Source organism: Paraburkholderia sp. 40 (genome assembly GCF_050434105.1).
Classification (GTDB): domain Bacteria; phylum Pseudomonadota; class Gammaproteobacteria; order Burkholderiales; family Burkholderiaceae; genus Paraburkholderia; species Paraburkholderia tuberum.
Map to the genome: position 1 here is coordinate 819,884 of NZ_JBNPVY010000004.1, position 20,467 is coordinate 840,350.

Sequence of the window (20,467 nt, forward strand, 5' to 3'; positions counted from 1 at the left end):
AACTCATGTTGAACGGAATCGGCAACATCGCGTATTTAGGCGCGAGCACACTGTTTATCCTGAGTCTGCGCGGACTGAGTCATCCGACGAGCGCGCGCCGCGGCAATCTGTACGGCGTGGTGGGCATGCTGATCGCGGTCCTCGCCACGCTGCTGATCGCGCAAGGCGCGGGGCTGGCAGTCGTGCTGGCGGCGGCCGTGATCGGCGCAGCCGTCGGCGCACTGCTGGCACGGCGCGTCGAGATGACACAGATGCCGCAGCTGGTCGCGATACTGCACAGCTTTGTCGGGCTGGCCGCGGTGCTGATCGGGTTCACCAACTTTCTGATGCCAGCCGGCCAGTTCGGCGGCGCGGAGCGGGTGATCCACCTGTCCGAGATCTATCTTGGCGTCTTTATCGGCACGATCACGTTCACGGGCTCAATCGTCGCGTTTCTGAAGCTGCAGGGCACGATCAGCGGCAAGCCGCTCGTGATGCCGGGCCGGCATCTGCTGAACCTGACCGTGCTGGTGCTGTGCGTCGCGATCGGCTACCGGTTCCTCACGGTGCCGTCAGGCGCGGACGGCGTTCTCGCGTTGCTCGTGATGATCGTGCTCGCTGCGGCGCTTGGCGTGCATCTGGTGATGGCCATCGGCGGCGCCGACATGCCGGTCGTCGTGTCGATGCTGAACAGCTATTCCGGATGGGCGGCCGCCGCCACGGGCTTCATGTTGAGCAACGACCTGTTGATCACGACCGGCGCGCTGGTGGGCTCGAGCGGCGCGATTCTCAGCTACATCATGTGCCGCGCGATGAACCGCAGTTTTGTGTCGGTCATTCTTGGCGGCTTCGGTGCGGCTAACGGCACGCGTTCCGCGGACGTCGCGGGAGAGGTGGTACCCACCACGGTTGACGAAGTTAGCGCGATTCTGCGCGATGCGTCCGAGGTCATCATCGTGCCCGGCTACGGGATGGCCGTGGCGCAGGCGCAGGCGACCATCAGCGAAATCACGCGCAAGCTCGACGGTCTCGGCGTGAGGGTGCGTTTCGGTATCCATCCGGTCGCCGGCAGGTTGCCGGGCCACATGAACGTGCTGCTTGCAGAAGCGAAGGTGCCATACGACATCGTGCTCGAAATGGATGAAATCAATCACGACTTCACCAACACGGATGTCGTGCTCGTGATCGGCGCCAACGATATCGTGAACCCGGGTGCGCTCGAAGATCCGGGCAGTCCGATCGCGGGGATGCCGGTGCTCGAAGTGTGGAAGGCGCGCACGGTGGTCGTATCCAAGCGCAGCATGGCGACCGGCTATGCGGGCGTGGACAACCCGCTCTTCTACAAGGACAACACGCGGATGCTGTTCGGCGATGCGAAGGGCAGCGTCGATGCGTTGCTCAGGCAGCTTGACGCTTGACACGCTGTTACCGCGCTCACTTCCCCTTAACTTCACATTACTGATCGATCATGATCCACCTACGCAAAGCAAAGATCGTCGCGACCCTCGGCCCCGCGACCTCCAATCTCGAAACAATTGCGCAACTCGTTCGCGCCGGTGCGGATGTCTTCCGGCTGAATTTTAGCCACGGTTCGCACGAGGATCACCGGCGCCGGTATGAGCTTGTTCGCGAGGTCGAACATACTGCGGGCCGGCCCATTTCGATTCTCGCGGACATGCAGGGACCGAAGTTGCGCGTGGGTCCTTTCGCTGAAGGCAGGGTGATGCTCGCCGAGGGCGCGGAATTCGCGCTCGACCGGAACCCGGCGCACGGTGACGTCAACCGCGTCTGCTTGCCCCATCCAGAGCTTTTCGAGGTGGTCGCCGCTGGCCAGTCGCTGCTTCTCGACGACGGCAAATTGCGCCTGGAAGTGCTCGACAACAACGGCGAGCGGATCCGCACCCGGGTGATGCACGGCGGAATCCTGTCGGATCGAAAAGGGGTGAATGTTCCCGACGCGATCTTGCCGATTCCAGTGCTGACCCAGAAAGACCTGATCGATCTGGAATTTGCGTTGTCACTGGGCGCTGACTGGATTGCGCTTTCGTTCGTCCAGCGTCCGGAAGATTTGATCGGCGCGCGCGCGCTCATCGGCGAACGCGCGGGGCTCATGGTCAAGCTGGAAAAGCCGGCGGCGCTCGAGCGGCTCGACGAGATCGTGAATGCCGCCGACGCCGTGATGGTGGCACGCGGCGACCTGGGCGTCGAGCTTCCACCCGAGCGCGTGCCGGGCATGCAGAAGCGCATCCTTCGATCCTGCCGCAGCCACGGCAAGCCGGTGATCGTCGCGACCCAGATGCTCGAATCGATGATTTCAGCCCCGGTGCCCACGCGTGCCGAGGCATCGGACGTCGCGACGGCCATCTACGATGGCGCGGACGCGGTCATGCTGTCTGCGGAATCGGCCAGCGGTGGCTTCCCGGTGCAGGCCGTGGCGATGATGGAGCGGATCATCAAGGAGGTCGAACATGATCCGCTCTACCGTAACCTGCTCGATGCCCAGCACGAGCTTCCGCTCGGTACACCGGGCGACGCGATCTGCGCGGCACTGCGCGATGTTGCGCAGACCATCGCTGCGGTTGCAACGGTGACATACACGACATCCGGACACACCAGCCTGCGGGCTGCCCGTCAGCGGCCGGCCGCGCCGATTCTCAGCATCACGCCGAAGCTGTCGACGGCGCGGCGTCTTGCGCTGGTTTGGGGCGTCCATTCCACGGTCAGCCCTGACGTCGGATCGGTCGACGAGATGGTAAGTGCCGCGTGCGGCATTGCCGCGAGGCTGGGTTTTGCCAATTCAGGCGATCAACTGGCGATCGCAGCGGGCATGCCGTTCGGCGAGTCGGGTACCACCAATCTGCTGCGCATTGCCCGAGTCTGAGCGACCCCGGGCACGAAGTGCAGTGGGTAGACGGAGACATAGACGTGTCACAAACGAAGACGGCGTCTGCCGTTGTTTGACGGTTGCGTGGCTTCACTCCGCACCGCGTAGCAATCAGGTGGTCGGAGCGCTTTCGATCCTGTGTGGGCATCGCGTTCACGGGTGGCTCGATGCATGTTCTGCTCGGAGCCGACGCGACGATTCCCCTGCTGGTCGCACCCATGGGCGGGTCTGCCGTCTTGCTATTTGGCGTCCCGGCGAGCCCGCTGGCCCAGCCATGGTCGATCATCGGCGACATTCTCGTTTCGGCTGCCGTCGGCGTCGCGTGTGCGCGCTGGATCGTCCATCCTGTCGAAGCCGGAGCGCTAGCCGTGGCGCTCGCGATCTGCGCGATGTTTGCGCTGCGTTGCATGCACCCGCCCTCAGGCGCGGTCGCACTGACTGCCGTGCTGGGTGGTCCGGCGATTCATGCAATGGGCTACGGTTTCATCCTCGTACCGATCGCCGTGCCGACATTCAGTTTGCTCATCGCCGCGATCGTCTTTCATGCGCTGACTGGACATCGCTATCCGCATGTCGGCGCGCAAAATCCGACCCAAGGTGCGAATGCGTCGATGGGGATGCCCTCGGGTTTCACGCGCGGCGATCTGGAAGCGGTGCTTAGGCGGCGCAGCGAATGGCTCGACATTGACACCGACGATCTCGAATCGTTGCTGCGCGACGCGCAGTTGCAAGGGTATGCCCGCGTGTTTAGCGAATTGACCTGCGCAAATATCATGTCGCGGCCGCCGATTTCCGTACCGGCATCCATGAAGACAGAAGCCTCACGGCGTTTGCTGCTAAGACACCGCGTAAAAGCACTGCCGGTCACCGACCCGGCTAACCGGGTGATCGGTAGCGTTGCGCTGAGCGATCTTGGGGACTTTGGGGGCGTGGCGAAGCAAGCTTATCGAGTGCATAAGCGATGGCTAATCCAAAGCATAAGAATCTTTAATTTTCGTTAATTGTTGAAGCCACCCATCATGGCTTAAGCCTTAACGGAGCCAGGGTTTCGAACCGGGTGCCAGTGCAGCGCGCCGCGATATCGATCAGCTGTCCTGATGGCAACGCGCGCAGGAGTTTACCCGGAACGGTCTTCAAGCATCATGGCTGTCCCGCGTAGACGGGCAGGTGTTTTCATCAGGCAAGCGAACAAGTCAATAGACGGAGACAATGAACGTGGCACACACTGAAACAGCCTTTAGCGGCTATACGGCACGCCGGCATAATCGTTGGGTCCAACTGGCGGCCGGCATCGCGTGCATGGGGCTCATAGCAAACCTTCAATACGCGTGGACCCTCTTTGTCGTCCCGATGGACGCCAAACATCACTGGGGCCAAGCAGCGATCCAGTTGGCGTTTTCGATTTTTATCGTTACCGAGACCTGGCTGGTGCCCGTCGAAGGCTGGCTGGTGGACAAATTCGGTCCTCGTCCGGTGGTGATCGGTGGGTCGATCTGCGCGGCGCTCGGCTGGGTTCTCGATGCCTATGCGCCGAGTCTGCCGGTGCTTTACGTCGCTGCTGTGATTGCCGGTGTCGGAGCAGGGTGTGTGTACGGCACCTGTGTGGGCACGGCGCTCAAGTGGTTTCCGGACAAGCGCGGGCTGGCTGCGGGTCTGACTGCGGCGGGCTTTGGCGCCGGCGCGGCGCTGACGGTGATTCCGATTTCCAACATGATCCAGCGCTCCGGCTACGAGCATGCGTTTGTGTTCTTCGGCGTGTTCCAGGGCGTCTGCATTCTTCTGCTGGCAACCTTGCTGGTGCGCCCGAAGCCGCCGGCGCATGCGGCGGGTGCCAAGCGCATTGTCGCAACGAAAACTGACTACACGACCAAACAGATGGTTCGTGCACCGGTTTTCTGGGTGATGTACGCCATGTTCGTGTGCGTCGCGTCAGGTGGGATCATTGCTACAGCTCAGATCGGTCCGATCGCCAAGTCATACGGTTTTGCGACGATGCCGGTCAGCGTGCTGAGCGTGACGTTGCCGCTGCTAGCGATGACGCTGTCGATCAACAATCTGTGCAACGGCTTCACACGCCCGTTATGCGGTTTCATCTCTGATCGGATCGGGCGTGAGAACACCATGTTCATGACCTTTCTCGGACAAGGGCTGGCTTTGTTGGGGCTGATGCATTTTGGCCATAACCCCTATTTGTTCATCACGTTTTCCGGGCTCGTCTTTCTGTGCTACGGCGATGTCTTCTCGAACTTTCCGGCAACCTGTGCCGACACGTTTGGTGGGAAATATGCCGCAGGCAATGCCGGCACGCTCTATACGGCCAAAGGCACCGCCGCGATGATGGTGCCAGTGGCTTCGCTGTTGGCGGCGCAAGGAGGCTGGAACACGGTGTTCGTCTTCGTTGCGTGTATTTCGATGTTGGCCGGCGTGTCGGCGAAGGTCATCCTGTATCCGATGCGACGCCGCTGGATTCTGAACTCTGCTGCGCCCAGCAAAGTATCGGAAGACGACTTTCAACCGTTGCCTCTCGGTTCGCATGAGTGAGTGCCATTAAAGAAACGCGGGTGTTCGCAATGCAATGTCGGATCCGAACGTGAAGGCATCCCAATACCGCTCCGCAGGAGAACATCTTGGCCGATTTTAGTGAGTTGATTGAGCGGCATAGTCGCCGTGGTGGTTCCCTGCTTGCCGTGCTGCACGCGATCCAGGACGAACTCGGCTTTGTGCCGCCCGACGCGGTTGCGCCGCTCGCGCGTGCGCTGAACCTGTCGCGCGCTGAGGTGCACGGCGTCATTACCTACTATCACCACTTCCGCACGCAGCCCGCCGCAGCCGTCACCGTGCAACTGTGCCGCGCGGAAGCCTGCCGCAGCATGGGCACCGAAGCGCTCGCGCAGCATATCGAGGCGCACACCGGTTGCCGCTTCGATGCCGGCCATCAGCATGGCGCGACGGTGGAGCTGGAGTCGGTGTATTGCCTCGGACAATGCGCGCTGTCGCCGGCGCTGGTGCTCAACGGCACGCTGAAAGCCAAAGTCACGCCGCAAAAATTCGACGCGATTTTCGCGGCCGCCAGCAAGTGCGTGGAGGTGACGGCATGACGCGCATCTACGTCCCCCGCGATTCGTCGGCGCTCGCGCTCGGCGCCGATGCGCTGGCCGAAGCCATCGCCAGCGAAGCCGCGCGCCGCCGCATTGCGATCGAACTGATCCGCAACGGTTCGCGCGGGTTGCTGTGGCTCGAACCGCTCGTCGAAGTCGCGACGCCCGAAGGCCGCATCGGCTATGCGAATGTCGACGTGGAAGACGTCGCCGCGTTGTTCGACGCGGGCTTCGTCGAGGGCGGCGCGCATGCGCGGCGCGTCGGCGTGGTCGACGAGATTCCGTATCTGAAGAAGCAGCAGCGCCTGACCTTCGCGCGCATCGGCATCACCAATCCGCTCTCCATCGACGACTACGTGGCGCACGGCGGCCTCGAAGGCTTGCGCCATGCGCTGCAAACCGACGGCGACGCTGCCTGCGAAGCGTTGATCGAATCCGGCCTGCGCGGCCGCGGCGGCGCGGCCTTCCCCGCCGGCATCAAATGGCGCACGGTGCGCGGCGCGCAAGCGGCGCAGAAGTACATCGTCTGCAATGCCGACGAAGGCGACTCCGGCACCTTCTCCGATCGCCTCGTGATGGAAAGCGATCCGTACGTGCTAATCGAAGGCATGCTGATCGCGGGCGTCGTAACCGGCGCGACGGTCGGCTACATCTACGTGCGCAGCGAGTACCCGCATTCGATCGCGACGCTCGAAACGGCCATCGCCCGCGCGCGCGCCGCCGGCTGGCTCGGCGACAGCGTGCTCGGCTCGAGCGCGCATCGCTTCGAGCTGTTCGTCGCGAAAGGCGCCGGCTCGTATGTGTGCGGCGAGGAAACCGCGCTGCTCGAATCGCTCGAAGGCAAACGCGGCATCGTCCGCGCGAAGCCGCCGGTGCCTGCGCTCGCCGGCCTCTTCGGCCAGCCGACCGTGATCAACAACGTGATCACGCTCGCCACCGTGCCGATCATCTTCGCGCGCGGCGCGGCGTTCTATAAAGACTTCGGCATGGGCCGTTCGCGCGGCACGCTGCCGTTCCAGCTCGCCGGCAACGTGAAGCAAGGCGGCCTCGTCGAACTCGCGTTCGGCGTGACGCTGCGCGAATTGCTCGACGACTACGGCGGCGGCACGGCGAGCGGCCGGCCCGCGCGCGCGGTGCAGGTGGGCGGCCCGCTCGGCACCTATCTGCCGCAAAGCCAGTGGGACATTCCGATGGACTACGAAGCATACGCGGCGGTCGGCGCGGTGATCGGCCACGGCGGCCTCGTCGTGCATGACGATACGTCGAACCTCGCCGAACTCGCGCAGTACGCGATGCACTTCTGCGCGCTCGAATCGTGCGGCAAGTGCACGCCGTGCCGGATCGGCTCGACACGCGGCGTCGAAGTGATCGGACGGATTCGCAGCGGCGACACCTCCACGCGGCAACTGCAATTGCTGCGCGACCTGTGCGACACGATGGTGTCCGGCTCGCTGTGCGCGATGGGCGGCATGACGCCGTTCCCGGTGCTGTCCGCGCTCGACCATTTCCCCGAAGACTTCGGTCTCGCCGACGCGTCGCCCGACGAGTCCCATCACGCGCCCAACGCGGCCGCGGCCTGACCCAGGAGCCCACCATGTCCGACGTGCTCAACTCTCCCGCTGGCGGCTGCGGCTCCGGCCACTGCGCGTGCAAGGCGCAGGCGCAATCACAACAACGCGCGGCACGCCCGCTGTTCGACGACACCGACGATGGCACGCCCGCGCGTCACGCCGACGTTGACGTCACGCTGGAAATCGACGGCGAGGCGGTGACGGTTCCCGCCGGCACCTCGGTGATGCGCGCCGCCGCCGAGGCCGGCGTCAACGTGCCGAAGCTGTGCGCGACCGATTCGCTCGAACCGTTCGGCTCGTGCCGCCTGTGCCTGGTCGAAATCGAAGGCCGGCGCGGTTATCCCGCGTCGTGCACGACGCCGGTCGAAGCCGGCATGAAGGTGCGCACGCAAACCGAGCGTCTGCAATCGCTGCGCCGCAACGTGATGGAGCTGTACATCTCCGACCACCCGCTCGACTGCCTCACCTGCCCCGCCAACGGCGACTGCGAATTGCAGGACATGGCGGGCGTGACCGGCCTGCGCGAAGTGCGCTACGGCTTCGACGGCGCGAATCACCTGAAGGACCGGAAGGACGAGTCGAATCCGTACTTCACGTACGACCCGGCGAAGTGCATCGTCTGCAATCGCTGCGTGCGCGCGTGCGAGGAAACCCAGGGGACGTTCGCGCTGACCATCGCGGGGCGCGGCTTCGAATCGCGCGTGGCGGCCAGCGAGAACCAGCCGTTCATGGAATCGGAATGCGTGTCGTGCGGCGCGTGCGTCGCCGCGTGCCCGACCGCGACGCTGCAGGAAAAGTCCGTCATCATGCTCGGCCAGGCGGAGCATTCGGTCGTCACCACCTGTGCGTATTGCGGCGTCGGCTGCTCGTTCAAGGCGGAGATGAAGGGCAACGAGGTCGTGCGGATGGTGCCGCACAAGAACGGCCAGGCCAACGAAGGCCATGCGTGCGTAAAGGGTCGCTTCGCGTGGGGCTACGCGACGCACAAGGACCGCATCACCAAACCGATGATCCGCGCGAAGATCACCGACCCGTGGCGCGAAGTCAGCTGGGACGAAGCGCTCACGTACGCGGCCTCGGAATTCCGCCGGATTCAGGCGAAGCACGGGCGCGATTCGATCGGCGGCATCACGTCGTCGCGTTGCACGAACGAAGAAACCTATCTGGTGCAAAAGCTCGTGCGCGCCGCGTTCGGCAACAACAACGTCGACACCTGCGCGCGCGTCTGCCACTCGCCGACCGGCTATGGCCTGAAGACCACGCTCGGCGAATCGGCGGGCACGCAGACGTTCGCGTCGGTCGATAAAGCCGACGTCATCATGGTGATCGGCGCGAATCCGACCGACGGCCACCCCGTGTTCGGCTCGCGTCTGAAGCGCCGCGTGCGCGAGGGCGCGAAGCTGATCGTCGTCGATCCGCGGCGGATCGATATCGTCGATACACCGCACGTGAAGGCGTCGCATCATCTGCAATTGCGCCCGGGCACCAACGTGGCCGTGGTGAATGCGCTGGCGCATGTGATTGTGACCGAGGGCCTGCTGAACGAAGCGTTCGTCGCCGAGCGTTGCGAAACGCGCGCGTTCGGGCAGTGGCGCGATTTCGTCGCGCTGCCGGAAAACGCACCGGAAGCGACCGAAGCGGTGACCGGCGTGCCGGCCCAGCAGGTGCGCGAAGCTGCCCGCATCTATGCCACCGGTGGCAATCCCACAGGGACTTGCAGAGGTCGTGCGGCAATCTACTACGGCCTCGGCGTCACCGAACACGCGCAAGGCTCGACGATGGTGATCGGTATCGCCAACCTCGCGATGGCGACCGGCAACATCGGCCGCGAAGGCGTGGGCGTGAATCCGCTGCGCGGCCAGAACAACGTGCAGGGTTCGTGCGACATGGGCTCGTTCCCGCACGAACTGCCGGGCTACCGCCATATCAGCGATACCGTCACGCGCACGCTGTTCGAGGAAGCGTGGAACGTGACGTTGCAGCCGGAACCCGGCCTGCGCATTCCGAACATGTTCGACGCCGCCGTGCACGGCACCTTCAAGGGCCTGTACTGCCAGGGCGAAGACATCGTGCAGTCGGACCCGAACACGCATCATGTGGCGGCGGCGCTGTCGTCGATGGAATGCATCGTCGTGCAGGACATCTTCCTGAACGAGACCGCCAAGTATGCACACGTGCTGCTGCCCGGCTCGTCGTTCCTCGAAAAGGACGGCACGTTCACCAATGCCGAGCGCCGCATCTCGCGCGTGCGCAAGGTGATGCCGCCGCTCGGCGGCTACGCGGACTGGGAAGTCACGCAGTTGCTGTCGCGCGCGCTCGGCTACGAGATGGACTACACGCATCCGTCCGAGATCATGGACGAAATCGCGCGGCTCACACCGACCTTCCACGGCGTGTCGTACCAGAAGCTCGACGAGCTCGGCAGCATCCAGTGGCCATGCGACGAGGACGCGCCCGACGGCACGCCGACGATGCACGTCGACACCTTCGTGCGCGGCAAGGGCAGGTTCGTGATCACGAAGTTCATCGCATCGCCGGAGAAGGTTACGCGCAAGTATCCGTTGCTGCTCACGACGGGCCGCATCCTCTCGCAGTACAACGTCGGCGCGCAAACGCGCCGTACCGAGAACTCGCGCTGGCACGACGAGGACCGGCTCGAACTGCATCCGCACGATGCCGAAGAGCGCGGCATCAAGACCGGCGACTGGGTCGGCATCGAATCGCGTGCGGGACAGACCGTGCTACGCGCGAAGGTGACCGAGCGGATGCAGCCGGGTGTCGTTTACACGACGTTCCACTTTCCCGAATCGGGCGCGAACGTGATCACCACCGACAGCTCGGACTGGGCGACCAACTGTCCGGAATACAAGGTGACCGCGGTGCAGGTGATGCCGGTCGAACAACCGTCGCAATGGCAGCAGGACTATTCGCGCTTCAATAGCGAACAGCTCGATCTGCTGAAACAGCGCGAGCTGGCCAGCACGACGTCGGGCAAGTGAGGCGAGCGATGGACAATCAGAACCTGATCGACATGGCGAACCGGATCGGCGATTTCTTCGAATCGATGCCGGACCACGAAGAGGCGCTCACCGGCATCGCCGATCATATCCGCCGCTTCTGGGAGCCGCGCATGCGGCGCGCGTTGCTGGCCGCGCTCGATACTTCAAACGAAGGGACGTTGTGCCAGATTGTTCAAGAGGCACTCGCGGGCCACCGCGCTGAGCTGACACCAGATCAAACATAATCGCCCAGCGTAGGCGTGCGCCCGCAATACCGCTAAGGGCTAGGCCGTACCGGCGTAAAAATTCGCGCCACCCACGCCGAAATAGATGCCCATGTCGGCTCGACAGCATTCGTAACTTCAAAACAGGGAGAGACAGATGAAGATCTGTGTTTATGGCGCCGGAGCAATTGGCGGGTACCTCGGCGCGCAGCTCGCACTGGCAGGAGCCGACGTTAGTTTCGTCGCGCGAGGCCCGCACCTCGCCGCCATGCAGGCCAACGGCGTACGTCTGCAGATCGATGGCGTGGAGCGTGTCGTCAAGGTGCGTTGCTCGGCGGATCCGCGTGAACTCGGGACGCAGGATTACGTGATCGTTGCACTGAAGGCGCATGCGGTGCCGGGCGTGGTGGGTGCGATGCAGCCCTTGCTGCGACCCGACACGGCGGTTGTTACCGCGGTGAACGGGATTCCTTACTGGTATTTCTACAAACACGGCGGCGAATTCGCCGGCACCACGCTCGACAGCGTTGATCCGGGCGGCAAGCAGTGGAACGTGCTCGGGCCTGAACGTGCGATCGGTTGCGTGGTGTACCCGGCAACCGCAATCGTCGAACCGGGCGTGATTCGCCATGTGTACGGGAAGAAATTCCCGATCGGCGAGCCCAGTGGTGAGCGCACTGAGCGAGTCCAGAGGCTGCACGAAATCTTTATTGCTGCGGATCTGGACGCACCGATCCGCGACAATATCCGTGACGAGATCTGGCTGAAATTGTGGGGCAATCTCTGTTTCAATCCGATTAGCGCTCTAACCCACGCAACGCTGGACGTTATCACGAGCGACCCGGCGACACGCGCGGTGTCGCGCACCATGATGATGGAAGCGAAAGCGATTGGTGACCGTTTTGGCGTGCATTTCCGCGTGGATGTCGAAAAGCGTATCGATGGCGCGGGTGCGGTTGGTGCGCACAAGACCTCGATGTTGCAGGATCTCGAAGCCGGCCGCCCGATGGAGATCGACCCGCTGCTCACCGTTGTCCAGGAGATGGGCCGGCTGGTCGGGCAGGCGACGCCGACCATAGACACAGTGCTGGCGCTGATCAAGATGCGCGAGCGGATCGCCCAGCAAATGCCTGTTCGGTTTGCGCCTCTAGAACGCAAAAACCGGGTGACAGAGGTGTCGCAAGCTGCATAGATCCAGAGATACTACCGAAGACAACGCTTGGCGTTGCCAGACTGCTGACAAAGCCCTGGCGTCGGCCCGGATTTCGATTCGACCGCCGGGATACTCCTACACATCGATGTAGCGACCGATCAGCAGACTCAGGAAACGTTGCGCACGGCGCTCGCGTTCGATGTGGACCCCGCGATCCTCATCGACTCAAACGACGGCGTGGAGCCGCTGGCGGCCGCGCGGTATCTCAGGGGCGATCCAGCACCTCGCGGGAATGAAGGACAGCAAGGTGATCGTCGCGATCAACAAGGATCCAGAAGCCTCGGTCTTCAGTGTGGCCAACTATGGGCTCGTCGGCGATCTCTTCGAAGCAGTGCCAGCCGTTGCCAAGGCGTTATAGAGCCGTGGACTTGCTGCGCAATTGCTTGCAGGCAGTACTAGCGTTTCACGGCGAGAATATGTACGCCCCGTACCGAAGATGAGCCTTCCTTAGCCAACATAAACAAATGCAATCCAACTCTCAGACTGAAGGGAATCACGCATGAAGATTCACGAGTACCAGGGTAAGGAAATCCTGCGGAAATTCGGCGTCGCGGTACCGCGCGGCAAGCCGGTCTTCTCGGTGGATGATGCGGTCAAGGCCGCGGAAGAGCTGGGCGGCCCGGTGTGGGTCGTGAAGGCTCAGATCCACGCGGGTGGCCGTGGCAAGGGCGGCGGCGTCAAGGTCGCCAAGTCGCTGGAACAGGTTCGCGAGTACTCGAACCAGATCCTCGGCATGCAGCTCGTCACGCACCAGACCGGTCCGGAAGGCCAGAAGGTGAACCGCCTGCTGATCGAAGAAGGCGCTGACATCAAGAAGGAACTGTATGTCGGTCTCGTGATCGATCGCGTTTCGCAGAAGATCGTCGTGATGGCGTCGAGCGAAGGCGGCATGGACGTCGAAGAAGTTGCGGAAAAGACGCCTGAGCTGATCCACAAGGTTGCCGTCGATCCGTCGACCGGCCTGAAGGACTCGGAAGCAGACGACCTCGCGAAGAAGATCGGCGTGCCCGACGCTTCGATCCCGCAAGCTCGCGCGATCCTGCAAGGCCTGTACAAGGCATTCTGGGAAACCGACGCATCGCTCGCCGAAATCAACCCGCTGATCCTGACCGGCGACGGCAAGGTCATCGCACTCGACGCGAAGTTCAACTTCGACTCGAATGCGCTGTTCCGTCACCCGGAAATCGTCGCGTACCGCGATCTGGACGAAGAAGATCCGGCTGAAATCGAAGCGTCGAAGTTCGACCTCGCGTACATCTCGCTCGACGGCAACATCGGCTGTCTGGTGAACGGCGCTGGCCTCGCAATGGCAACGATGGACACCATCAAGCTGTTCGGCGGCGAACCGGCGAACTTCCTCGACGTCGGCGGAGGAGCTACGACCGAGAAGGTCACCGAAGCGTTCAAGATCATGCTGAAGAACCCGAACCTGACCGCGATTCTGGTCAATATCTTCGGTGGCATCATGCGCTGCGACGTGATCGCGGAAGGCGTGATCGCGGCGTCGAAGGCCGTATCGCTGAAGGTGCCGCTCGTGGTCCGCATGAAGGGCACGAACGAAGACCTGGGCAAGAAGATGCTCGCCGAATCCGGCCTGCCGATCATCTCGGCGGACAGCATGGAAGAGGCGGCTCAGAAGGTCGTCGCAGCTGCTTCGGGCAAGGCGTAAGCCAGCTGTCCACGGCGCATTTACCAGCTCATTTGCCAGGTTTACGAGTGGCGGCGCGCAAGCGACACAGGCGTGAAGCATCGCGCCGAGTGGCGCTACCGCGCGACGCCAAACGAACAGAGGTCAATACATGTCGATTCTGATCAACAAAGACACCAAGGTCATCACGCAGGGCATCACCGGCAAGACCGGTCAGTTCCACACACGTGCTTGCCGTGAATACGCAAACGGCCGCAAAGCGTACGTCGCGGGCGTGAACCCGAAGCGCGCCGGCGAAGATTTCGAAGGCATCCCCATCTACGCGAGCGTCGCTGAAGCCAAGGCTGAGACGGGCGCGACCGTGTCGGTGATTTACGTTCCGCCGGCAGGCGCTGCCGCCGCCATCTGGGAAGCAGTCGAAGCCGACCTGGATCTCGCAATCTGTATCACGGAAGGCATTCCCGTGCGCGACATGATCGAGATCAAGGACCGTATGCGTCGCGAAAACCGCAAGACGCTGCTGCTCGGACCGAACTGCCCGGGCACGATCACGCCGGACGAGCTGAAGATCGGCATCATGCCGGGTCACATCCATCGCAAGGGCCGCATCGGCGTCGTGTCGCGTTCGGGCACGCTGACGTATGAAGCAGTCGGCCAGCTGACCTCGATCGGCCTCGGCCAGTCGTCGGCAGTCGGCATCGGCGGCGACCCGATCAACGGTCTGAAGCACATCGACGTGATGAAGATGTTCAACGACAATCCGGATACGGACGCCGTCATCATGATCGGCGAAATCGGCGGTCCGGACGAGGCGAACGCCGCGCACTGGATCAAGGACAACATGAAGAAGCCGGTGGTTGGCTTCATCGCTGGCGTCACGGCGCCTCCGGGCAAGCGCATGGGCCACGCCGGCGCGCTGATCTCGGGCGGTGCGGACACCGCTGAAGCGAAGCTGGAAATCATGGACGCATGCGGTATCAAGGTCACGAAGAACCCGTCGGAAATGGCGCGTCTTCTGAGGTCGATCATCTAGCCGGCCGACGGCCGGGAAGGTCGGAGAAGCTGCTACTGGTTGCAGGTTTTGATGTGATCGGCCATGATGGGTTTTCACCGTATCGTCAGGACTGAAAACGGTTACGACAAGACTGAATTGAAGACAGGATTGAGGTGATAAAGGCTGAGTTTGACAAGGTGGGCGTGAGCTGGATCACGACGCACTGCGCCGGAACTGAAAACCTCAGCGACGCCGTTCGATTAGCTGCGGCAGTAGTGCCGCAGGTTGATCATCGTGTAGGCGGGTGTCTTGCAACTGGTTGCTAGTTTCGTGACCGTTCGGCTTCCCGAATGGCGATAACATTCAGGAGCCTGCGAAGCAGGATGGATAGCTGCGGGAAATGGCGACTATCGGGTTGATCAACAGAATAAGATCGTCAGAAATACAAATTGAAATGACGTGCCTGTTCGTGGCGCGCCGCGCCATCAATGAACTGCATGCCCTGGCCCGACTGATGCGTTCGAAGCACAGCAGCAGACGGCGGAATTTTTCCTCCCAGGCGAACATGCGCTCAATGGTGCGAAAGCGCTCTTCAAAGATCGCCGGATCGTCAGGCTGATATGTCCAAGGCGCGTCCTGCCGCCGGAGCTGTGCTGGCGTGGCGTCAGACCAAGCCAGGCACCAAACTGGCGGCCATTGCGGAAGATCTTCGCATCGGGAACCGTGGCGGCCAGAGCACTGGAGGTCACAGGGCCGATGCCGAGCAGTTCGCCGGCGCGTCTTGCGACGTCACTGCTTCTGGCGTGATTAGCAATCTGCTAGTCACAGCTGGCAAGCCGCAGGTTCACCGCCGACAGTTGTTCACGCACCTCCAGCAACATGGCGCGCACCGGGTCAGGCAGTCTGGCGTCTTCGATAAGTGTGGGCAATGCGCCGAGAAACCGGTCGGCAGAGCGCGCGATCACCACCCGAATTCGGCCAGCAACCCGCGCGTGCGATTCAGCAGTGCCGTGCGCTGCTCTTGCCAGCCTGAACGTATGCTGTGCCACGCCAGGATCGCCTGCTGCTCGACGGACTTGATGGCCACGAAGCGCATGGTCGGCTGTCGGGCCGCGACGGCAATCGCTTCGGCATCCGCTGCATCGTTCTTGCCACCCAGCCTAAACGGCTTGACGAACTCGGCTGGAATAGCCGGGCGGTGTGACCACGCGCAGCAAACCAGCGGCTCCAGTGATGGGACGACCCACAGGCTTCCATCGCAACGCGGCACGGCGATAACTGTTCGGCCCATCGCACGAAGGCATCGCGTCGCAGCACGCGTCGCTCGACCACCGCGCCCGTGACGTCGAGAACGCCCGCTTGGCCCGCCGAATACGGACGTTCGCAATTCGGTTCAGCAGCAATTGTCGGCGCTCTCCAACGTCGGTCCCGATGGGCACTTCGGTCACCACCGTGCACAATAGCCGCTGTACTACGCAGAGGATGGCCTGTGGGCGTCAACTTCGACCGGATGATTTGCAGGCGTTTCGAGCCGTCGTATAGTTGGGTGGCTTCCGGAAGGCCACCGAGGCGGTCAACATCTTGTGGTCGGCTCTGAGCCGCCCCATCGACAAGCTCGAGCAGGCAATCCGCGTGCGGCATTTCGAGCGAACGTCGTCTTCGGAACGATCGATGTCCGCTGGTTATCAATGGACGCGGGCGAAAGCCCTCAACTGCCCTAAAGCACAGCCACGTGATTGCCTTGCCCCGCGCCGGTAAGACTCGCGCTCAGGCCACGAAGCGGCACTGGGACGCGGGCGTGCGCGTGTCCATGTTGCGACCGCGGTTGAGGTGATCGTCGATTTCCGCCGCGCAGCCGAGCATGCGCGGATAAAGGAAGATCGTGAACGCGGCAGTCTCCAGATCGGACCCGCTGAATTCACCGCGTCGCAGCGGCTGCCACAGCATCTTCAGCAGCAATGCGGCGATCACCGCATCGACATTGACGCAATAGACGTTGCGCGAGACGCCTGCGTCGAACAACGCCTTCACCAGCTCGCGGTAGTACGCATGGAACACGTTGTATTCACCGCGCTTCTCGCTCAAGTCGGCGATGAACACTTCGCGCGGGTCGTGGTTGACCGGTCTGTCCTTGAACACCGGATGATTCACGCCCGGAAGCTTCGCGATGTCGAGGCTGCCCGCATGCTTCTGCCGCGCCTTGTACTGCGCGTATCGCTCGACGGAGCGCTCGGCGAGCGAGCGCAGGTCCACGCCGTGGCCGGCCTTCGACGGATCGTCCAGCGCGGTTTCCCTGAAAGCATCAATCAGGAACGCGATGCCCTCGTACCCGTTCCCGCCGTGCGTGTAGCCGGTATGCGAGAGAAAGCCGACCAGCGCCTTGTTGAGCTGCACGCGCTCGGGGCCTTCCGGACCGTCGGCGGATACCGCGCCCTTCGCCCCCTGCGCCGAGATCGCGCCCGGACCGTTGGTGAGCAGCAGGCCGACGAGCGTTTTGAAGGCGAACAGGTCGTCGGGGCCGGGCTTCCGGTTGAGCAGCGCGGCGAAGCCGATTTCGGTGAGACTGCGCTCGTTCAGCAATTCGTCGGTGGAGAAGCCGCAGAAACCGTCCGGGCCATGCCGCGACGCATCGGCCGATGCACCGATGAGCGTCCCAAATAGCATGCTCCACCAGGGCAGGCTTTCGGCGGTCACGCGCGAGATACGCTTGCGCATGAGCGGGCCCCACGCCAGCGTCGTCGTGATCGCGGCCAGCACCGCGTCGCCGGTCGGGTGAGCGGGCTGCGACATCAGCCAGCGGACGAACGCCGATTTCGCGCCGCGCGCGGCGAGTCCCGCGAGCATTGCTTCGGCGAGCGGATCGTGAGAGTCGGCGAAGAACTGTTCACAGCCGCTTGCGTCGATGCGTGCGAGGTCGAAGGTTTCATTCAGCGCGTCGGCAAGACCAGCGGCCGCAAAACGATCGATCAGCCACCTGGTGACGTCCCGCGCCGCGCGCTGACGTTTCGGCCCGACGATCGACGCCGCAGCCGCGAGAATTGCATTCGGAGCGTTGTCCGCTTCGCGTGCTGCCTGCGCCGCCGCGAGTTCCGGCCTGCCGTGCAGATTCACGAATGCGGCGACCGCTACATCGATGAGTTGTTCGTCATTCTCGCCGCCGAATTCGTGCAGCAGGGCAAGGCCGACGTTCGCTTCGAGCGAACGCGTCGCGGCCTCCAGCATCGACGCGCCGTGCAGGCTGCTCACCTGCGTCTTCGCGTCCATCTGCGACGCGCCCGATGCGTCCTTGAGCGCCTGGCGCGGAGCGATCACGCCGATCTGTCGATTGACCTGATGGACCTGCTCGTTATATGGCGCAACAGCTTCCACGACCGGAATCCCGAGGCCGTCCGGCAGCGCGATGCCCTGATCGGAGCCAAACCACGGTTTGAGTGCGAGACTGCCCTCCGACTCGAAATCGGGCATCGTCGCGTTGGCGCGCATCACGGCGCTCAGCGCGGCCGGGATGTGCGCGATGTTCGTCACCACGGCACCCTTCGTCGAGCAGCATGGATCATCCGGCGTGAAGAGGCGCTCGACGCCGAACTTCTGCATGAACCAGCGTTCCTTGGCTTGCGCATCGTCGTTGCCGCCGGCCATCGCGCCGGCGTGGCCGACTGCCCGCGTGAGGCGGCTCTTCCACCGTCCCACGACGCACGCGACGACTGGCTTCGTGAAGACCGCATCGGCCTCGTAGTAGCCACCCGGTTCGCAGTAAAGCACCGCAGCCTTGCTGCGCGCATCGTTGGCGAGCGCGAACGCGAATTCAGGCGCGGCATAGTGGATATAGACGTCCTTGCCGCTGGAGATGACCGTCGACGTGCCCCAGCCACCCATGCGCAGGTATTGCGCAATCGTCGTGCTGAAGCCACCGGAGTTGGAGAAGATCGCGATCGAGCCCTTGCGCAACGAATCGTCAGGATTGTCGCCGCCGAGCGCTCCGCCGATCCTCACGCGATTCCACGAATCGGCGACGCCGAGGCCGTTCGCGCCGAAGATGTCGATGCCCGCCTGCTGGCCCATCGCGCGGATTTCGCGGGCGTCGTGGACCGCGATCTTCTCGGTGATGATGAAAATCTTCCGCAACTCGGGATTCACGCGGATCAGTTCAGCGACGCCGTCGCGGGCCGCGGACGGCGGCAGGTAAACGACGCCGCAGTTGAACCGGTGTCCCGCCTGCAGCCCCTCACGGACGTTGTTGTACACGGGGATATCGCCGGCCGGCGTCGCGAGCACTTGCCCGCCCTTGCCCGGCGCCGTGCCGAATACGACGTTACCGCCCGAGAATGCGTGACTCACGGGCGTCACGTCCGACGATTCACCGCCCAGGATGTTGAGCACGCACACGCGATCCTCGCGCGTGGCGATCTGTGCGAGTGAGTTGACGCCAACGAAATACTTGAACGTATTGCTGCCTTGCTTGTACATGTCGATCTCCTCAGGCACGAGCCGTTTCGGTTTGCCTCGGTGACGCGCCAATCCTTGCTGCGATCTCGGTGCGGCCGCCGGCGCGCATCCAGGCGTCCGCCTGGCGTGCGTACTGAATCACTTCGCTGATGTCAGAGTCGAAGCCGAACAGCCGATAAGGCAGGCCCAGCGAGTCGCATGTGTCCCTCAGCGCCGACATGCCCCGCACGAGGTTCGGACCTCCGCGGCCCAGCACGACATAGAGCGGCGTCGGTCCGTGCTCGCTGAAGTGCTCGCGCAGGGCGTCGGCCATGGCGCGCAGCGTCTCGTAGATGTCCGTGTTGTTGGACTTGCCGCCAATGATGAAGAGCACGTTCGCCTGTTCGAGCCAGTGCCTGAAACAGATGCGCGCCACTTCCTTCATCTTCGCGTAAGGCGGATTGCCGCCGAAATCCGACGAGATGATCGCGGCGTCGCCCAGCATTTCGGTGACGAGCGAGTTGGCGCCGCCGCCGAAGGTCGGGGCGAGGATCGTCCCCTTCTCGTTGATCACATACACGTCGCTCTGGCCCTGATGGGTGCGAAGCTGGTTGATCTCCTGCTCGAAATCCGAGTAATCGGCGGCGAACAGATGAGGCGGCAGGCCAAGGCGCGCCCAGCGCGGATCGTCGCGATCGAAGCCGCACTTGAAGTCGCACGCAACCGGCGTAAGGCGACCGTGCCTGTCCTCGCGCATGCGGATCGGGTTCAACTCAAGCGTCGTCATGCCGAAGTCGTGAAAGAGTTCCCAGAGTTTCGGCAACTGCTGCACGAGCGGCGAAATGATCTCCTTCGGCGCGCCGATCTCGCTCAGTGCATTCGCTACGACGAACGCCTTCAACCCGGTCAGCGCATCGAACGGCACCATCGCCACCTGCTTCGGGTCGACTTCCTCGATGTCCATGCCGCCCACGTGCGAAAGCGTCATTGTCGGCGCACGAAAGCGGGTGGAATCCGTGATCGAGAAGTAGACTTCGTGCGTGGCCGGCACACCGGCTTCGAAGGTGACGCCATTCGCCTTCGCCTTGATGTGGCCGACGGTATGCTCGGCAAAATACAACCGCTCTTTTTCGATCAACGCCGTCTTGAGATCGGTCGCGCGGCCGAGTAAACCCGCCTTCCCCTTCTTTCCGACTCCGCCTTTGAAGACGGGTTTGATGAATATCTGGCGATGACGATCGATCAAAGTCTTGATCTCCTCCTCGCTGGCGCTCGGGCCGAGGATCTCACTCGCCGGGAATCCGACGAATTGCAACAGGCGCGCGCCGTGCAACATACCGGTAATTTGCATGGAAATGTCTCCTGAAGTTTAAGCAATGCACTTCGCCTGCTTACAAAACAGCACATTGCGGGCCGACAGCGGTGAACTCAG

General features: G+C 63.0%; 15 protein-coding genes and 4 pseudogenes. 14 read left to right on the forward strand and 5 right to left on the reverse strand.

What is annotated here, in order from left to right; genetic code table 11:
* Positions 1–5 precede the first annotated feature (5 nt).
* The 13 genes and pseudogenes from pntB (at position 6) to sucD (ending at position 14,649) form a co-directional block, all read left to right on the forward strand.
* Positions 6–1,397: a Re/Si-specific NAD(P)(+) transhydrogenase subunit beta gene (gene pntB / locus OKW28_RS25495; RefSeq protein WP_429449882.1), complete on the forward strand. Its 1,392-nt coding sequence runs from the start codon at positions 6–8 to the stop codon at positions 1,395–1,397.
* 50 nt (positions 1,398–1,447) lie between these two features.
* On the forward strand, positions 1,448–2,860 hold the full coding sequence (pyk, locus tag OKW28_RS25500) for a pyruvate kinase (protein WP_429449883.1): 1,413 nt from the start codon (positions 1,448–1,450) through the stop codon (positions 2,858–2,860).
* 83 nt (positions 2,861–2,943) lie between these two features.
* A pseudogene (locus OKW28_RS25505) lies at positions 2,944–3,849 on the forward strand (HPP family protein); the annotation flags it as partial.
* Between the two features lie 223 nt (positions 3,850–4,072).
* Entirely contained in the window at positions 4,073–5,404 is a 1,332-nt protein-coding gene (gene oxlT / locus OKW28_RS25510) for an oxalate/formate MFS antiporter (RefSeq protein WP_429449885.1), read from the forward strand.
* 83 nt (positions 5,405–5,487) lie between these two features.
* Entirely contained in the window at positions 5,488–5,961 is a 474-nt protein-coding gene (locus OKW28_RS25515; protein WP_429454450.1) for an NAD(P)H-dependent oxidoreductase subunit E, read from the forward strand.
* Positions 5,958–7,541: a formate dehydrogenase beta subunit gene (locus OKW28_RS25520; RefSeq protein WP_429449887.1), complete on the forward strand. Its 1,584-nt coding sequence runs from the start codon at positions 5,958–5,960 to the stop codon at positions 7,539–7,541. Before OKW28_RS25515 ends, OKW28_RS25520 begins: the two co-directional genes overlap by 4 nt.
* A 14-nt stretch (positions 7,542–7,555) precedes the next feature.
* On the forward strand, positions 7,556–10,531 hold the full coding sequence (gene fdhF, locus OKW28_RS25525) for a formate dehydrogenase subunit alpha (protein ID WP_429449889.1): 2,976 nt from the start codon (positions 7,556–7,558) through the stop codon (positions 10,529–10,531).
* 8 nt (positions 10,532–10,539) lie between these two features.
* A complete protein-coding gene (locus OKW28_RS25530) occupies positions 10,540–10,776 on the forward strand; it encodes a formate dehydrogenase subunit delta (RefSeq protein ID WP_429449891.1) in 237 nt (78 codons plus the stop codon).
* Positions 10,777–10,912: 136 nt separating this feature from the next.
* Entirely contained in the window at positions 10,913–11,947 is a 1,035-nt protein-coding gene (locus OKW28_RS25535) for a 2-dehydropantoate 2-reductase (RefSeq protein WP_429449893.1), read from the forward strand.
* Positions 11,948–12,070: 123 nt separating this feature from the next.
* Positions 12,071–12,178: pseudogene (locus OKW28_RS25540) on the forward strand (electron transfer flavoprotein subunit beta/FixA family protein); the annotation flags it as partial.
* A pseudogene (locus tag OKW28_RS25545) lies at positions 12,168–12,326 on the forward strand (electron transfer flavoprotein subunit alpha/FixB family protein); the annotation flags it as partial. The pseudogenes OKW28_RS25540 and OKW28_RS25545, both read left to right, overlap by 11 nt.
* A 141-nt stretch (positions 12,327–12,467) precedes the next feature.
* Positions 12,468–13,637, forward strand: a complete 1,170-nt coding sequence (gene sucC / locus OKW28_RS25550) for an ADP-forming succinate--CoA ligase subunit beta (RefSeq protein ID WP_013090442.1) — start codon at positions 12,468–12,470, stop codon at positions 13,635–13,637.
* Between the two features lie 130 nt (positions 13,638–13,767).
* A complete protein-coding gene (sucD, locus tag OKW28_RS25555; RefSeq protein ID WP_429449895.1) occupies positions 13,768–14,649 on the forward strand; it encodes a succinate--CoA ligase subunit alpha in 882 nt (293 codons plus the stop codon).
* Between the two features lie 446 nt (positions 14,650–15,095).
* Here sucD and OKW28_RS25560 read toward each other — a convergent pair whose 3' ends face one another.
* From OKW28_RS25560 to OKW28_RS25570, 3 genes are all read right to left on the reverse strand, one after another.
* On the reverse strand, positions 15,096–15,359 hold the full coding sequence (locus OKW28_RS25560; RefSeq protein ID WP_429449897.1) for a transposase: 264 nt from the start codon (positions 15,357–15,359) through the stop codon (positions 15,096–15,098).
* Positions 15,360–15,428: 69 nt separating this feature from the next.
* Complete coding sequence (locus OKW28_RS25565) at positions 15,429–15,659, reverse strand: hypothetical protein (RefSeq protein WP_429454649.1); 231 nt, start codon at positions 15,657–15,659, stop codon at positions 15,429–15,431.
* Positions 15,572–15,901, reverse strand: coding sequence for an IS110 family transposase (locus OKW28_RS25570; RefSeq protein WP_429449899.1), 330 nt, complete (start codon positions 15,899–15,901; stop codon positions 15,572–15,574). Before OKW28_RS25570 ends, OKW28_RS25565 begins: the two co-directional genes overlap by 88 nt.
* 198 nt (positions 15,902–16,099) lie before the next feature.
* On the opposite strand from OKW28_RS25570, the pseudogene OKW28_RS25575 reads away from it, so the two are divergent.
* Positions 16,100–16,293, forward strand: a pseudogene (locus OKW28_RS25575) (helix-turn-helix domain-containing protein); the annotation flags it as partial.
* An 84-nt stretch (positions 16,294–16,377) separates the two neighbouring features.
* Here the strand turns inward: OKW28_RS25575 and OKW28_RS25580 are convergent.
* Together OKW28_RS25580 and OKW28_RS25585 are read right to left on the reverse strand one after the other, a co-directional pair.
* Positions 16,378–19,077, reverse strand: a complete 2,700-nt coding sequence (locus OKW28_RS25580; RefSeq protein ID WP_429449900.1) for a CoA-binding protein — start codon at positions 19,075–19,077, stop codon at positions 16,378–16,380.
* Between the two features lie 10 nt (positions 19,078–19,087).
* Positions 19,088–20,386: an ATP citrate lyase citrate-binding domain-containing protein gene (locus tag OKW28_RS25585; protein ID WP_429449902.1), complete on the reverse strand. Its 1,299-nt coding sequence runs from the start codon at positions 20,384–20,386 to the stop codon at positions 19,088–19,090.
* Between the last annotated feature and the right edge of the window lie 81 nt (positions 20,387–20,467).

Excerpts from the sequence above, each read along its gene's own strand:
- pntB (WP_429449882.1), top strand. The coding sequence starts at position 6 with ATGTTGAACGGAATCGGCAACATCGCGTATTTAGGCGCGAGCACACTG.
- pyk (WP_429449883.1), top strand. The coding sequence starts at position 1,448 with ATGATCCACCTACGCAAAGCAAAGATCGTCGCGACCCTCGGCCCCGCG.
- oxlT (WP_429449885.1), top strand. The coding sequence starts at position 4,073 with ATGAACGTGGCACACACTGAAACAGCCTTTAGCGGCTATACGGCACGC.
- OKW28_RS25520 (WP_429449887.1), top strand. The coding sequence starts at position 5,958 with ATGACGCGCATCTACGTCCCCCGCGATTCGTCGGCGCTCGCGCTCGGC.
- fdhF (WP_429449889.1), top strand. The coding sequence starts at position 7,556 with ATGTCCGACGTGCTCAACTCTCCCGCTGGCGGCTGCGGCTCCGGCCAC.
- OKW28_RS25530 (WP_429449891.1), top strand. The coding sequence starts at position 10,540 with ATGGACAATCAGAACCTGATCGACATGGCGAACCGGATCGGCGATTTC.
- OKW28_RS25535 (WP_429449893.1), top strand. The coding sequence starts at position 10,913 with ATGAAGATCTGTGTTTATGGCGCCGGAGCAATTGGCGGGTACCTCGGC.
- sucC (WP_013090442.1), top strand. The coding sequence starts at position 12,468 with ATGAAGATTCACGAGTACCAGGGTAAGGAAATCCTGCGGAAATTCGGC.
- sucD (WP_429449895.1), top strand. The coding sequence starts at position 13,768 with ATGTCGATTCTGATCAACAAAGACACCAAGGTCATCACGCAGGGCATC.
- OKW28_RS25570 (WP_429449899.1), bottom strand. The coding sequence starts at position 15,901 with ATGGGCCGAACAGTTATCGCCGTGCCGCGTTGCGATGGAAGCCTGTGG.
- OKW28_RS25580 (WP_429449900.1), bottom strand. The coding sequence starts at position 19,077 with ATGTACAAGCAAGGCAGCAATACGTTCAAGTATTTCGTTGGCGTCAAC.
- OKW28_RS25585 (WP_429449902.1), bottom strand. The coding sequence starts at position 20,386 with ATGCAAATTACCGGTATGTTGCACGGCGCGCGCCTGTTGCAATTCGTC.